The organism is Pedobacter nyackensis (genome assembly GCF_032678475.1).
Lineage (GTDB): Bacteria > Bacteroidota > Bacteroidia > Sphingobacteriales > Sphingobacteriaceae > Pedobacter > Pedobacter nyackensis_A.
The window spans coordinates 683,809-697,486 of sequence record NZ_JAVTSF010000003.1 but is presented as its reverse complement, the minus strand read 5'-3'; the positions used below and the strand labels follow the sequence as shown (position 1 = coordinate 697,486).

Annotated in this window: 15 protein-coding genes; 3 read left to right on the top strand and 12 right to left on the bottom strand. The window is 38.2% G+C overall.

Annotation, left to right across the window (positions count from 1 at the left end):
* Positions 1-25: 25 nt before the first annotated feature.
* Positions 26-589 carry a crossover junction endodeoxyribonuclease RuvC gene (gene ruvC / locus R2Q84_RS13895; protein WP_316817157.1) on the top strand — a complete coding sequence of 188 codons (564 nt, stop codon included), beginning with the start codon at positions 26-28 and terminating at the stop codon, positions 587-589.
* 14 nt (positions 590-603) lie between these two features.
* On the opposite strand, the gene R2Q84_RS13890 is transcribed toward ruvC, so the two are convergent.
* From R2Q84_RS13890 to R2Q84_RS13835, 12 genes are all read right to left on the bottom strand, one after another.
* Positions 604-1,470, bottom strand: a complete 867-nt coding sequence (locus tag R2Q84_RS13890; RefSeq protein WP_316817156.1) for a DUF4349 domain-containing protein — start codon at positions 1,468-1,470, stop codon at positions 604-606.
* A gap of 229 nt (positions 1,471-1,699) precedes the next feature.
* Positions 1,700-1,915 carry a hypothetical protein gene (locus tag R2Q84_RS13885; protein ID WP_316817155.1) on the bottom strand — a complete coding sequence of 72 codons (216 nt, stop codon included), beginning with the start codon at positions 1,913-1,915 and terminating at the stop codon, positions 1,700-1,702.
* 110 nt (positions 1,916-2,025) lie between these two features.
* Positions 2,026-2,385, bottom strand: coding sequence for a hypothetical protein (locus R2Q84_RS13880; protein ID WP_316817154.1), 360 nt, complete (start codon positions 2,383-2,385; stop codon positions 2,026-2,028).
* A gap of 94 nt (positions 2,386-2,479) precedes the next feature.
* Entirely contained in the window at positions 2,480-2,635 is a 156-nt protein-coding gene (locus tag R2Q84_RS13875) for a hypothetical protein (RefSeq protein ID WP_316817153.1), read from the bottom strand.
* A gap of 173 nt (positions 2,636-2,808) precedes the next feature.
* On the bottom strand, positions 2,809-3,693 hold the full coding sequence (gene atpG / locus R2Q84_RS13870; RefSeq protein ID WP_316817152.1) for an ATP synthase F1 subunit gamma: 885 nt from the start codon (positions 3,691-3,693) through the stop codon (positions 2,809-2,811).
* 27 nt (positions 3,694-3,720) lie between these two features.
* On the bottom strand, positions 3,721-5,295 hold the full coding sequence (atpA, locus tag R2Q84_RS13865; protein WP_316817151.1) for a F0F1 ATP synthase subunit alpha: 1,575 nt from the start codon (positions 5,293-5,295) through the stop codon (positions 3,721-3,723).
* Positions 5,296-5,354: 59 nt separating this feature from the next.
* Positions 5,355-5,903: an ATP synthase F1 subunit delta gene (gene atpH, locus R2Q84_RS13860; protein WP_316817150.1), complete on the bottom strand. Its 549-nt coding sequence runs from the start codon at positions 5,901-5,903 to the stop codon at positions 5,355-5,357.
* 34 nt (positions 5,904-5,937) lie between these two features.
* Positions 5,938-6,432 (bottom strand): F0F1 ATP synthase subunit B, encoded by a 495-nt coding sequence (locus R2Q84_RS13855; RefSeq protein ID WP_316817149.1) that lies wholly within the window; start codon positions 6,430-6,432, stop codon positions 5,938-5,940.
* A gap of 77 nt (positions 6,433-6,509) precedes the next feature.
* Positions 6,510-6,719 (bottom strand): ATP synthase F0 subunit C, encoded by a 210-nt coding sequence (atpE, locus tag R2Q84_RS13850; RefSeq protein ID WP_062551197.1) that lies wholly within the window; start codon positions 6,717-6,719, stop codon positions 6,510-6,512.
* A 41-nt stretch (positions 6,720-6,760) separates the two neighbouring features.
* Positions 6,761-7,891, bottom strand: coding sequence for a F0F1 ATP synthase subunit A (gene atpB, locus R2Q84_RS13845; RefSeq protein WP_316817148.1), 1,131 nt, complete (start codon positions 7,889-7,891; stop codon positions 6,761-6,763).
* 17 nt (positions 7,892-7,908) lie between these two features.
* Positions 7,909-8,295, bottom strand: a complete 387-nt coding sequence (locus R2Q84_RS13840) for a hypothetical protein (RefSeq protein ID WP_316817147.1) — start codon at positions 8,293-8,295, stop codon at positions 7,909-7,911.
* Positions 8,296-8,342: 47 nt separating this feature from the next.
* Positions 8,343-8,564, bottom strand: a complete 222-nt coding sequence (locus tag R2Q84_RS13835) for an AtpZ/AtpI family protein (RefSeq protein WP_316817146.1) — start codon at positions 8,562-8,564, stop codon at positions 8,343-8,345.
* Between the two features lie 106 nt (positions 8,565-8,670).
* On the opposite strand from R2Q84_RS13835, the gene R2Q84_RS13830 reads away from it, so the two are divergent.
* Positions 8,671-11,448 (top strand): tetratricopeptide repeat protein, encoded by a 2,778-nt coding sequence (locus R2Q84_RS13830; protein WP_316817145.1) that lies wholly within the window; start codon positions 8,671-8,673, stop codon positions 11,446-11,448.
* Position 11,449: 1 nt separating this feature from the next.
* Positions 11,450-13,669: a penicillin-binding protein 1A gene (locus R2Q84_RS13825; RefSeq protein ID WP_316817144.1), complete on the top strand. Its 2,220-nt coding sequence runs from the start codon at positions 11,450-11,452 to the stop codon at positions 13,667-13,669.
* Positions 13,670-13,678 lie beyond the last annotated feature (9 nt).

Sequence of the window (13,678 nt, the reverse complement as noted above, 5' to 3'; positions counted from 1 at the left end):
GTGCAAATATGCTTAATATTGTTTTATGTTGGCTGAAAAAAAGGAAAGGGTGATTATGGGTATAGATCCGGGAACCTCGATAATGGGTTACGGAGTTATACTGGAAAAGGGAAGCAAGATAGAGTTGATCACTATGGGCATTGTTAGAATGGACCATCTGGATGATCATTTTTTAAAGCTACAACGCATTTTCGAAAAGACAGTTAAACTCATTGACGAGTACAAACCTGATACCATGGCATTGGAAGCCCCTTTTTATGGGAAGAATATCCAGGTGATGCTGAAGCTGGGACGTGCCCAGGGTATTGCAATGGCTGCCGCCTTATCCAGAAATATCCCCATCAATGAGTATGCACCGCGCAAGATCAAACAATCTATTACAGGCAATGGAAGTGCTGGAAAAGAACAGGTGGCAGCCATGTTACAAAGACTACTAAATTTTAAGGAAACACCTGAATTTTTAGATGCTACCGATGGATTAGCCGTGGCTGTATGTCATTCCTTTCAAAAGATATCAACTGCAGGCAAGGGTAAAACCTACTCCGGATGGGAATCTTTTGTTAGCGACAACAAAAAACGGATAAAATAATCCGAAGTCTTCTTTTAAGTCAGTAGATTTTTCTTTTGTTGTTTTTTGTAATAACGATAACCAAAGTACCCTGCGACAATTAGTACAAGTATAGACCACATATTGAAAAGTAGCAGGACCAATTCCTTGAATATAAACCAGCCATTTTGCAGGTTTAAAACCAGGCGCTGAAAGAAAGGAGGTTTGTAATCAGATAAGCTATCATTACCAACGATTAACTGTTTAACCGTATTATCCTGATAGAAATTAAGACTTACATCACTATATTCTACCCGGCTGTCGATAGACATATTCTGCATTTTACGATCTACATACTCATCTTTCAGGGTAAGTTGCTGGTCTACGCTTTTTGACGCTGAAGCTGCCTTTTGCTTACTTTGCTGTTCTTTTATAGTAGCAACTACTTCAGCCCTGTTAATGCTCTTTAATTCGTTTGTGAGGTAACTCAGGCTCTGGTCATCAAACTTCATCGACTGGTTGTCTACAAACACTGCCATTCTTGCTACCTTATTGGTAAAGTCGTCCAACTTCTCGGAAGGAACTTTAGCAATAATTACACCTTCCGTACGGTAGGACGTAAGTTCGAGCAGAGAGTCTGCAGTATACTTTACTTTTTCAGTATTCTGAATATTGCTGCTGATGGTAAATTCAGCAATTGTACCACCCTCTGCTTTTAGTATTGCGGAAAGTTTCTCTTTGGTACTTTGCACATCTTTAACCCTGAATTTCATGTCGGCGGTCTTGATGATTTTCGCTTCCATTACGGTATCTCCGTTTTCAATTTTGTCCAGGATCTCTGCGGATGACTCACCCATTTTCTCCGATTGATTGCAGCCGAAAGCCGTTATCGCGAATACGCAATAAATTAAGTATTTTTTCATAAGTATGTGGTTTGTTTTTAACAGCGATGAAGCTTGCTCAGCTTATCCAGAATGTTTTGCGAATTGCATCATACAGGTTCCATCAGGTTAAATATTTGATTGTTTTACAATTAATACCAGATGTATCAATAGGTAACCTTACAAAAGGCTGGATAACATAATTATTACAAAAAAAATGTCCCAACCGGCTAAAACCAATTGGGACATTTCCTTTAAAAACGACTTTTTATTAAGCGTCTAATATTTTGAATACGCCTTTACAAGCGACAATTGAACCTACGAATAAAATTACCCATGAAACAATAGACAAAGTAGTTGAATCACCAGCAAAACGTAAATAAACGCCAACCATACTGATTAGTACCCCTACGACCATCAATATATAAATTGAAGTCTCGTTAGCTCTTTTCATGCTCTCTGTATTGTGTTTTGGTGTCTGTTCCATGCGATTTCTATTTATGCGACAAAATTAAGATTAATTACCTAAAAACCAACAGTCACGTCAATTATTTAAAGTATTGCCAATGACAGATTGTTTGGAACAGCGGGGGCTATTTAATTTATCCATCCATTCTTCACGGAAATTTCAAGATAAAAGTCAACAACAGATGAATCTGGTCTGTATGTTATTTTTTTAACCGGTTTAACACCTGTCAATTTCTGCATAGCTCCCATTTTTATTTGATATATTGACATCCCTTTATAACGTACATCATGAACGATTCTAGGATCTAAAGCATCAGACAATAAACACTTTACCATATGAACTTGATGATGGTCAGAAACATAGTCAATTGCTGTTAAAAGTTGTCTTTTATCTTTGCTATTGAACATTTCTACCAATTTTTTTTCCTCGATCACTCTAGTACAAGAGACTAGAATAAAAAATCCTATAAATATTATATTGTACTTCATTTCCCTTCGATTCTAAACCTTGTTATCTTTGAAACAACATCACTATTTTGAGATGAACCTAAAACACTCGATAACCTAGAAGGACTAAACCCACTTACTTAGCTCCCTTACTTCCAAATAATTCCGAAACATCATAAATTTGGTTATTATTATCGTCAGATGGACAATATCCGTAAACCTTACCACCAATTTTAATTGCTGTATGTCCGACATCTAATCCAGCTTCCTTATCCAAAACAAAAATTTCCATTTTCCTATCCTTAGGAGCTGTACATGGAATAGCTGCAACTCCTAAAAATCGAATTATCGTTATGCATGCGCTAACCAAAGTTTCTCAACTATAAGTACAATACCAAACCACGCAAACAGAAAAAGGCCCCTACCAATTTTTGGTAAGGGCCTTTTTACGATATTTTGGGCTGATTAACCGTTCAATGCTGCAGCACCACTTACAATCTCTGTAAGCTCTGTGGTAATTGCAGCCTGACGTGCCTGGTTGTAAGAAAGCTTTAACGCTTTTAACAAATCACCAGCATTTTCAGTTGCTTTATCCATTGAAGTCATACGTGCACCGTGTTCAGATGCATGAGAGTCCAACACTGCTTTATACAATTGAATTTTAACCGATTTAGGAATCAACTGTTCAACGATCTCTTTCTGAGCAGGCTCAAGAATATAATCTATTTTTGACGCTTTTGTAGTTACTGCTTCCGGCTCAGCTTTTGGCAAAGGCAACAATTGTTCAGTAGTTAAAATCTGAACTGCTGCATTTTTAAACCTGTTGTAAACCAATTCTACTTTATCAAACTCACCTTTTACAAAACCGGCCATGATGGCGTCAGTAATTTTAGTTACATTTTCAAAAGTTAGTGCAGCATACACCTCGTTGTTGTTACCAATAACGTTGTAACCGCGTTTCTCATAAAAATCCTGAGACTTCTTACCAATGGCTACGATACTTACATTACCTTTTTTGTATTGCTCGCTGTATTTCTCGGCAATTAAGTTGTTGGTAGTTTTAATTACGTTCATATTGAACGCACCCGCTAAACCACGGTTAGATGAAACTACTACAATTAACACCTTGTTAGGCTCACGTTCTTGTATAAAAGGTGATGCTGATCCTTCTAAGCTTCCTGAAAGATTTCCAAGGATCTCTTTCAACTTAGTAGCATAGGGACGTAATTGTACAATAGCATTGGTAGCACGTTTCAATTTAGCAGCCGAAACCATTTTCATGGCTTTGGTGATCTGCTGTGTAGATTGCACTGATGCTATACGAATTCTTACTTCTTTTAAATTAGCCATTCTTTTTTAATGTTCAGTATGGGGTAATTAGTATTTACTTGAAAGCTCTTTTGCTACAGTTTCCAATACACCTGTAATGGTATCATCAAACTTACCAGCTTTTAAAGCTTTTAAAGTATCTGCATGACGCAATTCCAGTTGTTGTAAATATTCTGCTTCAAATTCCTTCACTTTGTTTACAGGAACAGAACGCATTAAGTTTTTAGTACCGATGTAGATAATCGCAACTTGTTTCTCAACAGTCATAGGAGAGAACTGACCTTGTTTAAGGATCTCCACGTTACGGGCACCTTTATCCAATACAGATTTAGTCGCTGCATCAAGGTCAGACCCGAATTTAGAGAATGCCTCTAACTCACGGTATTGTGCCTGATCTAATTTCAAAGTACCAGCAACTTTCTTCATTGATTTGATCTGTGCGTTACCACCTACACGAGATACCGAAATACCCACGTTGATAGCCGGACGAATACCAGAGTTAAACAAGTTAGATTCTAAGAAGATCTGTCCGTCAGTAATTGAAATTACGTTCGTAGGGATATAAGCAGAAACGTCACCAGCCTGAGTTTCGATAATCGGAAGCGCAGTTAATGAACCACCACCTTTAACGATACTTCTGATAGACTCAGGAAGATCGTTCATATCACGGGCAATCTCGTCGTTTGAGTTGATCTTTGCAGCACGCTCTAATAAACGACTGTGTAAGTAAAACACGTCACCTGGATAAGCCTCACGACCCGGTGGACGACGAAGTAACAAAGAAACCTCACGGTAAGCTACAGCTTGTTTAGACAAATCATCGTAAACGATCAAAGCTGGTCTTCCAGTATCACGGAAGAACTCACCGATAGCTGCGCCAGAGAAAGGAGCATAAAATTGTAGTGGAGCTGGCTCAGCAGCAGAAGCTGCAACAACTACAGTATAAGGCATTGCACCGTTTTCTTCTAAAGTACGTACAATGTTTGCTACTGTACTTGCTTTTTGTCCGCAAGCTACATATATACAGAATACAGGGTTACCTGCTTCGTAAAATTCTTTTTGGTTGATGATGGTATCGATACATACAGCTGTTTTACCAATCTGACGGTCACCAATAACCAACTCACGCTGACCACGACCGATTGGAATCATTCCGTCAATCGCTTTGATACCTGTTTGTAAAGGCTCAGTAACCGGCTGACGATAGATTACACCAGGAGCTTTACGCTCAATCGGCATTTCATAAGTTTCACCAATGATTGGTCCTTTACCATCAATTGGTTCACCCATTGTGTTTACAACGCGACCTAACATACCTTCACCAACTTTGATAGAGGCGATTTTCTTAGTACGTTTAATAGTATCACCTTCTTTGATTTTGTCAGACGGGCCTAATAGTACCACACCAACATTATCTTCTTCAAGGTTTAAAACAATTCCTTGCAAGCCTGTTTCGAATTCAACTAACTCGCCCGATTGAACTTTAGTTAAACCATAAACACGGGCAATACCATCGCCCACTTGCAATACGGTACCAACTTCTTCAAGTTCTGCTTCTGATTTGAAGCCCGCCAATTGCTGCCTGATAATTGCCGATACTTCGTCTGGTCTTACCTCTACCATAATTTTATATTATTTCTTTTGTAAATTCAGTATTTGTTATCTGTTATATTTTGCCCTTGTTAAACAATACCCTGGGCAAATTCTTTTTTAAGTTTACTTAAACTGCTGGCAATACTTGCATCAAACTGCCTGTCGCCAACTTTCAAAATAAAGCCTCCAATTAATTTGTCGTTCACTTTTTCTTTGATCACAACCTGATTGGCACCACTTTCTTTTTTTACAATGGCAATAATCTCTGCTCTACTCTCTGCAGTAAGTTCAGTTGCAGTAGTTACATCAGCAGTTACAATACCTTTAAGGACATTGTATTGACTAATAAAAGCTTTTGTTATATCAAATATAATTGCAGAGCGGCCTTTATTTACCAAAAGTTTAAAGAAAGCCCTGGTAACTTCGTTCACTTTACTTCCGAAAACATTTTCCAGAATTCCTGCTTTTTTATCCAAAGGAACAATAGGGTTCTTAAGGATGGCTTCCAATTCAGAGTTCTGATTAATCACTTGCTCTAAAAGGACCATATCATTTTTAATTTCTTCCAGGGCATTGCGCTCTGTTGAAAGATCAATTAATGATTTGGCGTATCTCGATGCTGCTTTATTTTCTGACATTTTTTACGGTATATCTAGTTAACTAAACTAAAGATTAGTTTAATTCAACATCTTTTAAAAGGTTAGCCACTAAATCTTCTTGTTTAGCTTTATCCTGAAGCTGGTTACGCAATACACGCTCAGCAATATCAAGAGACAAAGTTGAAACCTGAGATTTCAATTCAGCCAATGCTGCTTTCTTTTGGTTCTCGATCTCAATCTTAGCTTTTTCAATTAGTTTAGCACCTTCATTATGAGCTTGCGTTTTAGCTTCATTAACGATATTATCTTTTAAAGTTTTAGCTTCTTTCAAAATCAAATCACGTTCAGCACGCGCTTCTTTCATCAACTCCTCGTTTTGAGCAGTTAAACGTGCCATTTCTTGTTTCGCTAATTCTGCTTTGTTTAATGCCTCATCAATATTTTGCTCACGTTCTTTAATTGCGGCCAATACTGGTTTCCAAGCGAATTTGCTCAATAAAAACATTAGCAATAAAAACGCTATCGATTGAAAGATAACTAAGCCAAATTCAGGTATTAATAATTCCATTTAAGTATATATTATATATTTTTATTCTTCTTTAACAAAAAAATGTACCGGATATTAAATCCGGTACAAATTCATTTTTAGCCATTACCCATTAGGGCAACAACCACTGCGAAAAGCGCAACAGCTTCAACGAAGGCAGCAGCGATTAACATTGCAGTTTGGATTTTAGATGCAGCCTCTGGTTGACGAGCAATACCGTCCATAGCTGAACCACCAATGCGTCCGATACCTAGACCAGCGCCAATCGCAGCTAATCCTGCACCAATTGCAGCAATACTTCCTGTAATCATGATTTTATATATTTATTGTTGTTAAAAAATAATTCTAATTAATGGTGTTCTTCAATTGCCATCCCGATAAACAGGGCCGACAAAATTGTAAATATAAACGCCTGGATAAATGCAACCAGTAGTTCGATCGCGCCGATGAAAACTGCAAAAGCAATAGAAACAGGAGCTATATAAATACTATCAAATACAAACACAAGACCGATTAATGACAACACCAAAATGTGTCCCGCAGTAATGTTAGCAAACAAACGAATCATTAAGGCGATAGGCTTGGTAAAAATACCGAATACTTCAACCGGCACCATAACGATATACATCCACCATGGTACGTCAGGCATAAAGATGTGCTTCCAGTAATATTTATTACCATTAGCAACAGTAATCACGAATGTTGCCAATGCAAGGATCATGGTTACAGCAATATTACCTGTTAAGTTTGCACCTCCTGGTAAGAATGGAACCAAACCTAAAGTATTGTTAAACCAGATAAAGAAAAACACTGTCAACAAATAAGGCATAAAACGCTCATATTTATGACCAAGATTTGGCTTCGCAATATCATCACGAACGAACAAAATAATTGGCTCCATAAATGACTGCAATCCTTTTGGAGATTTGCCTTTACGTTTTCTATAACTACCCGCAACACTCAGGAATACGATCAGTAAAACGATAACAGATATAAACAACGTACAAACGTTCTTAGTAATGGATAAATCCAAAGGACGTTTATTCAGCGCATGATGTTTGTCATCTACCTCTACATACTGCCCATGTGCATTCGCAACATCAGAAGCATAGTAAATTTTTTCATGAAATTTAACAAAACGCTGTCCGTTACGCTCCACTACTACAGTAGCATTATCATCATGGTTAAAATCTCCGGAACTAAAGTTCACAAAACCATTTGGGGTATGCAAAATTACCGGAAGACTGATATAAGTATCACCGATAACATGCCAGCTATGAGAATCGGCAATATGATGCAAAGCAAACTTACCAATATCAAACTTCTTCTCAGCCTTAGTTTCGGCATGAGCACTTTCCGTTGTTTGCAAACTATCAACCTGGGCAAATGCGGCAGATGGACCAGCTAAAAACGCTAAAAAAAGCGCAAAAACAACAATTAACCTATTAACTTTAAATTCAAAAACGTGGCTACAATCCATTTAGTCGCAGATTTTTACTATTTATTTTGGTGGCGCAAGTTACGTAACAAAGAGTATATTTCAAAGAAGCTGAACAATAAATATAAAGAAAAAAAATTCAGCACGAAAACCATGCCTTTTTCTTTTGTGTTTACGCTGTAAATCAGCACAAAAGCCATAGAGAAAATCATCTTCAACGCAATCGACCCCATAATAGCCATTATACCTACATCAGGATTACGCTTTAGCCCCAGATCAGCTACTACATAAGCAATAAATGTAATACCAGCCAAAAAGCCGAATACCACCCAAAACTTAGAAGCCAGAATGGTAACACCAGGAAAAACAACAGGCAGAAAATAAGCGATGACGCCAAGAACGGCCGTAAACAACAAATAAAAAAGTGTAAATCTTGCTAAACTCAAATCAGTAAATTTTTACAAAAGTATATATTTACCGGCGGTTTAAATAATCATTCATTTTTATTTAGCTGCCTTACAACCTGGTACAAAGACAAAACGACCCCCAACAAACTCAATATAGCCGTAAAAATCGGAGTCTTACTCTGTCTATATTCATCAATTTTATAGCCAGCAAAAGCAAATATGCCAATGGTTACCAGCATTTGAAAGCTAATCGACGTATATTTTGCAAAATTATTTAAGCCTTTCTTCTTTTCGTTAGGGTCTATCATAAATAAATACCTTATAAATAAAACAGGTTTTGTTAAGAAGTTATTGTTGAATATAAATACTTTTGTATATAATGTTATCGTTTACCAGCTTTAAATCTTCCCATAATTGAAAAATTACGCTATTCGCAATTTAAAGGTAATACTATTTAGTTTAACTGCCTGCGTCATCTATTCCTGTGGCTCACAAAAAAAGAATTCGAGAGGCAGTGGTATTCAAAATTTAACTGCCCGTTATAATTATATATACAACGCCAATGTAATTTTAAGCACCCATCAGCAGGAACTGACAGAATCCTTCCGGGAGAATTATGACCAGGTTCTTCCTGTTTACCTCGGGCCTGAGATAGACAGCAATTTTATGGTAAAAGACGCTGCCGGCAAACAAATTGATGATGTGATTAAAAAAGCACAGGTCATTATCCTCGAAAAAAGCAAAAGCAACTACCTGGATGATGCCTATAACCTAATTGGTAAGGCTGAATTTTATAAAGGAAACTATTTTAATGCTGCAGAGTATTTTGATTACACGACTAAAAACTATCGTGAAAATACCAAAAGCTATATTGAAGCCTTAAACTGGAAAGCCAGAAGTTTGATGCAGGTAAGAAGATTAAGCGAGTCCAAATCACTATTGGACACACTGGCCTATGCAATTGCTGGTTTAAAGAAAAATACTGCTGAACCATTGGCTACCCTCGCCCAAATGGCAATTTATCAGCACAAGTATGCAAATGCTATTTCTTATCTAACAGATGCCATCAAAGCAAGTAAGAATAGTCAGCATAAAATCAGGTGGACGTACATATTAGCCCAGATGTATGAACAACAGCAAAATTATAAAGACGCCCTGCTGCACTACAGAAAAGTGGAAAGAAGCAATGCCCCCTTTGAAATGTATTTTAATGCAAATCTGAACCGTATTAAAATAAATGCATTACTGGGCGGCAAAAAGCTAAACAAACAGGATGAATTGCTTGCTCTTTTAAAGGACGACAAGAATACAGACTACAACGACCAGGTATATTATCAGATTGCTGAAAGCCTGCTGGCTGATGGCGACTATGAAAAAGCAAAAAAATACTATCATCTGTCTATTCAGAAAAGCGAGAAGAACCCTTATCAAAAAGGTCTTTCTTACTTAAAAATGGCAGACCTTAACTTTAAACAGCTACACAATTACCTGGATGCCAAGCTATATTACGACAGTGCAGTTAGCACGTTGCCAAAAAATTATCCGGGTTATGATGTCATCGTTAAAAAGACCTTGAACCTGGAATACCTGACCAACAGGTATGAGATCATCGCTAAGGAAGATACCTTACAGGCCATAGCGAAGCTTCCCGAACAAGAACGTCAGGCTAAAATAGAAGCAATTTTAAATCCCGGCGTTAAAACACCTGTTAATACAGCACAAACTAATATGGTGCAAAACCCTTTTGCCTTCGAAAACCCAGGCAAAAACAGAGGGCAGGCTTCCAGTACTTTTTATTTCAGTAATGCCGGCGCAATAAGTACAGGTTATTCAGATTTCAAGAAAAAATGGGGGAATAGAAAACTTGAAAATAACTGGCGTCAAAGTATCCGGTCATCAGCTCAGTCGACAATACAGGATATTGCCAATAACATTGGCACCAATGGTACGGATAACCAGCAGCAGAACGCGCAGACTACCGTTGATAAAAACGTATTGATGAAAGAATATACAGAGTCGTTACCTGTGTCTCCGGAATTATTAGCGAAATCAAATCAAAAAATTATTGATGCTTATTATGACATTGCCAGCTTTTACCTGCAGGAGCTCAATGACCCGGAAGAGGCAGAAGAGGTCTATCAGAAACTTTTGGAACGCTTCCCGACAAACAATCACCTGGCGGCCACTTATTACAGTCTTTTCTTAATCGCAAAAAATAAGAATGAAGCCAGTGCAAATAGTTTTAAAAACAAAGTTTTAAAAGACTATCCTAACTCTGTATACGCAAAAATCATTCTGGATCCATCCTTCTCTTTAAAGCAAACCGCTATAGAGACCGCGATCAACAAGGAATACAATGCCATTTTTGATCAATATCAGCTTAAAGATTTTGCGTCAGTTATACGCCGCGTAGACGAAGTACAAAAAACAAGTGGAGAGAATTATCTATCGCCACAGTTTGCATATTTAAAAGCCATCTCAATTGGAAGAACCAATCATGTAGACTTACTTTTAGCTGCTTTTGATGGCATTACCACCTCATTTCAGGACGATAGGATCATTACCCCATTGGTAAAGGAACATATTGTTTATATCAATGAGCATTTGGCAGAATTCCAAAGCCGTAAAATCGCATTACCTAATGCTGATCCGAATGAACCTCTTTTCCAGGTAGCACAACCAACAGCACCTGTGATAGCGAATGTTCCGAAAACTGAAGTGATAACTCCGGTGCAGCAATCACAAAAAACAGTTGAACCTATAGCAACTGTTCCCGTTCCGGTAATAACTGAAAAAGCTGCTGAACCAGCCACTACTCCAAAAGTCCAAAGCATTTTCAGCGCTGCTGAATCAAATCTCTACTATTATGTTGTTGCTGTAGCAGATGCTTCTATAACGCTGAGTTCTTCCCGTTTTGGTATCGGGCAATTTAACCGTGGTAACTATGCTGGCGCCGGTTTAAAGCACCAATTGAAAGAATTTGACAATGATCAGCTGATATATGTAGGGAACTTTAGTAATTTTGACGACGCGAAAGCTTATGCTGAAGGGATAACGCCATTGTTAGGCCGTATTATGAAAGTTCCGGCCAACATCTACACCGGCTTCATCATCAGTAAAGAGAACTTTGATAAATTAACCAGTAAAGATTTGCTGAACAAATACCTGGATTTTTATAAAAACAATTATTAAAATGAACAAACAACTTTCGAAAGAAGACATCAGAAAGTACAATTTTAGATTATGGAAACTATTGGCATGCGGGATCGTATTTTTTGCATTGTTCATTATAGCCATCGGTTTTGGTTTGTTTGGCACACTTCCTTCTTTTAGAGATATAGAACATCCAAAAAGTAATCAGGCATCGGAGATCCTGTCGGACGACAACAAAGTGCTCGGAACCTATTTCGTACAAAACAGGTCCAACATCAGTTACCAGGAAATTTCTCCAAATGTCATTAATGCTTTAATTGCAACAGAAGATATACGTTTTAAAGAACATTCAGGTATCGATTTCAAGCGTACTTTTACCATTTTTCTATATGCCCTGGTAGGAAAAAAACAAGGAGGCAGTACCATTACCCAACAATTGGCCCTGAACCTTTTCTCGGAAGAGGGCAGACAAAAGAATTTTCTAAAACGTATTCTCCAGAAGTTTCAGGAATGGGTAATTGCGGTAAAACTGGAACGCAATTATACAAAAGAAGAAATCCTGGTGATGTACCTCAATACCGTTGACTTCGGCAATCAGGCCTATGGCATAAAATCGGCCGCCAGAGTTTATTTCAATACCACTCCAGATAAGTTAACCGTAGCTCAATCGGCTACATTAATTGGTATATTAAAAGGTATCAGCCGCTACTCTCCTACCCGTAATCCCGACCGTGCACTGGCGCGTAGAAATACAATTATGGGCTTAATGGCAAAGGCCGATCTGATTACACAACAGCAATTGGATGAGGAGAAAGAAAAACCTTTAGGGCTCAGGTTTAGTGCCGCTACTGTAAATGATGGGATAGCACCTTATTTCAGAGCAGTTCTGAAAAATGATATCAAAAGAATTTTCCAGGAACGTTCTATCCTGAACAACGGTGTTCCTTACGATCTTGACAGAGATGGTTTAAAAATCTATACCACCTTAAACTACGATATGCAGGTCTATGCCGAAGAAGCGCAGAAAGAGTACATGAAAGTACTGCAGGCTTCATTTGACAAAAGCTGGAAAGGTAGAAACCCCTTTAAAGGCAATGAAATGCAAATAGAACAAGGCGTTAAACGGTCTGACCGCTACAAAGCACTTCAAACAGAAGGGAAGTCTGAGGAAGAGATCAAAAAAGATTTCAATACACCTACCCAACTTACCATCTTTACCTGGAGAGGCAATATAGATACCTTAATGAAACCGATAGATTCGGTAAAATATTATAAGATGTTACTTAGAAATGCCATGATGGCCATGGACCCACAAACCGGCTATGTTAAAGCATGGGTTGGCGGTATCAATTATGAGCATTTTAAATACGACCAGGTAAAAATGGGAACCCGTCAGGTTGGTTCAACTGCGAAACCATTTACTTACGCCGTTGCCATAGAAAATGGCTATTCACCATGTTACAGTGTATTGAATGAACCAGTAACCATTGAAATAGCTGGAAGTCCGCCATGGACACCAAGGTCTTCAGGAACTGTTCCCGGTTATCTGACCCTGCAAAAAGCATTGGCACTTTCTCAAAACTATGTTGCTGCCTATTTAATGAAACAAGTAGGGCCAACTGCAGTGGCTACACTGACAAAGAAAATGGGTATCACCTCTGATGTACCTGCTTATCCGTCTATTGCATTGGGTTCTTTTGATGCTTCAGTATATGATATGGTCGGCGCTTACAGTGTTTTTGCAAACAAAGGTGTGTGGACCAAACCTACCTATATTGTAAGGGTTGAGGACAGAAATGGTGTCGTACTTTATAGTGAAAAACCTATCCCAAGACCGGCGATGAACGAAGAAGTGGCTTATGTAATGACCCGGATGTTAAGAGGGGTCGTAACAAATGGTACCGGATGGCGTTTAGCTGGAAAATATGGCGTTAAAGCTGCAATTGGTGGTAAAACAGGAACTACTCAAAACAACTCTGATGGTTGGTTTATGGGCATTAGTCCGCAGTTGGTGGCAGGTGTTTGGACGGGTTGCGAAGACCGGGCTTTCCACTTCACAAGTACTGCAGGTGGTGATGGTGCAACAACTGCATTACCCATCTTTGCTGGTTTCATGAAACGTGTATATGCCAATCCAAAACTCAAAATTACCCAGGGTGATTTTGAAATACCTAAGGGTGGCGTATCTATCACTTATGATTGTAATCAATATCAGCAGCAAGAGCAAAAAACTGAGCTGGACGAAAAATTAGGGTTTTAATAACCATAT

Excerpts from the sequence above, each read along its gene's own strand:
- R2Q84_RS13855 (WP_316817149.1), bottom strand. The coding sequence starts at position 6,432 with ATGGAATTATTAATACCTGAATTTGGCTTAGTTATCTTTCAATCGATA.
- atpG (WP_316817152.1), bottom strand. The coding sequence starts at position 3,693 with ATGGCTAATTTAAAAGAAGTAAGAATTCGTATAGCATCAGTGCAATCT.
- ruvC (WP_316817157.1), top strand. The coding sequence starts at position 26 with ATGTTGGCTGAAAAAAAGGAAAGGGTGATTATGGGTATAGATCCGGGA.
- R2Q84_RS13890 (WP_316817156.1), bottom strand. The coding sequence starts at position 1,470 with ATGAAAAAATACTTAATTTATTGCGTATTCGCGATAACGGCTTTCGGC.
- R2Q84_RS13825 (WP_316817144.1), top strand. The coding sequence starts at position 11,450 with ATGAACAAACAACTTTCGAAAGAAGACATCAGAAAGTACAATTTTAGA.
- R2Q84_RS13875 (WP_316817153.1), bottom strand. The coding sequence starts at position 2,635 with ATGGAAATTTTTGTTTTGGATAAGGAAGCTGGATTAGATGTCGGACAT.
- atpB (WP_316817148.1), bottom strand. The coding sequence starts at position 7,891 with ATGGATTGTAGCCACGTTTTTGAATTTAAAGTTAATAGGTTAATTGTT.
- R2Q84_RS13880 (WP_316817154.1), bottom strand. The coding sequence starts at position 2,385 with ATGAAGTACAATATAATATTTATAGGATTTTTTATTCTAGTCTCTTGT.
- atpH (WP_316817150.1), bottom strand. The coding sequence starts at position 5,903 with ATGTCAGAAAATAAAGCAGCATCGAGATACGCCAAATCATTAATTGAT.
- R2Q84_RS13835 (WP_316817146.1), bottom strand. The coding sequence starts at position 8,564 with ATGATAGACCCTAACGAAAAGAAGAAAGGCTTAAATAATTTTGCAAAA.
- R2Q84_RS13885 (WP_316817155.1), bottom strand. The coding sequence starts at position 1,915 with ATGGAACAGACACCAAAACACAATACAGAGAGCATGAAAAGAGCTAAC.
- atpA (WP_316817151.1), bottom strand. The coding sequence starts at position 5,295 with ATGGTAGAGGTAAGACCAGACGAAGTATCGGCAATTATCAGGCAGCAA.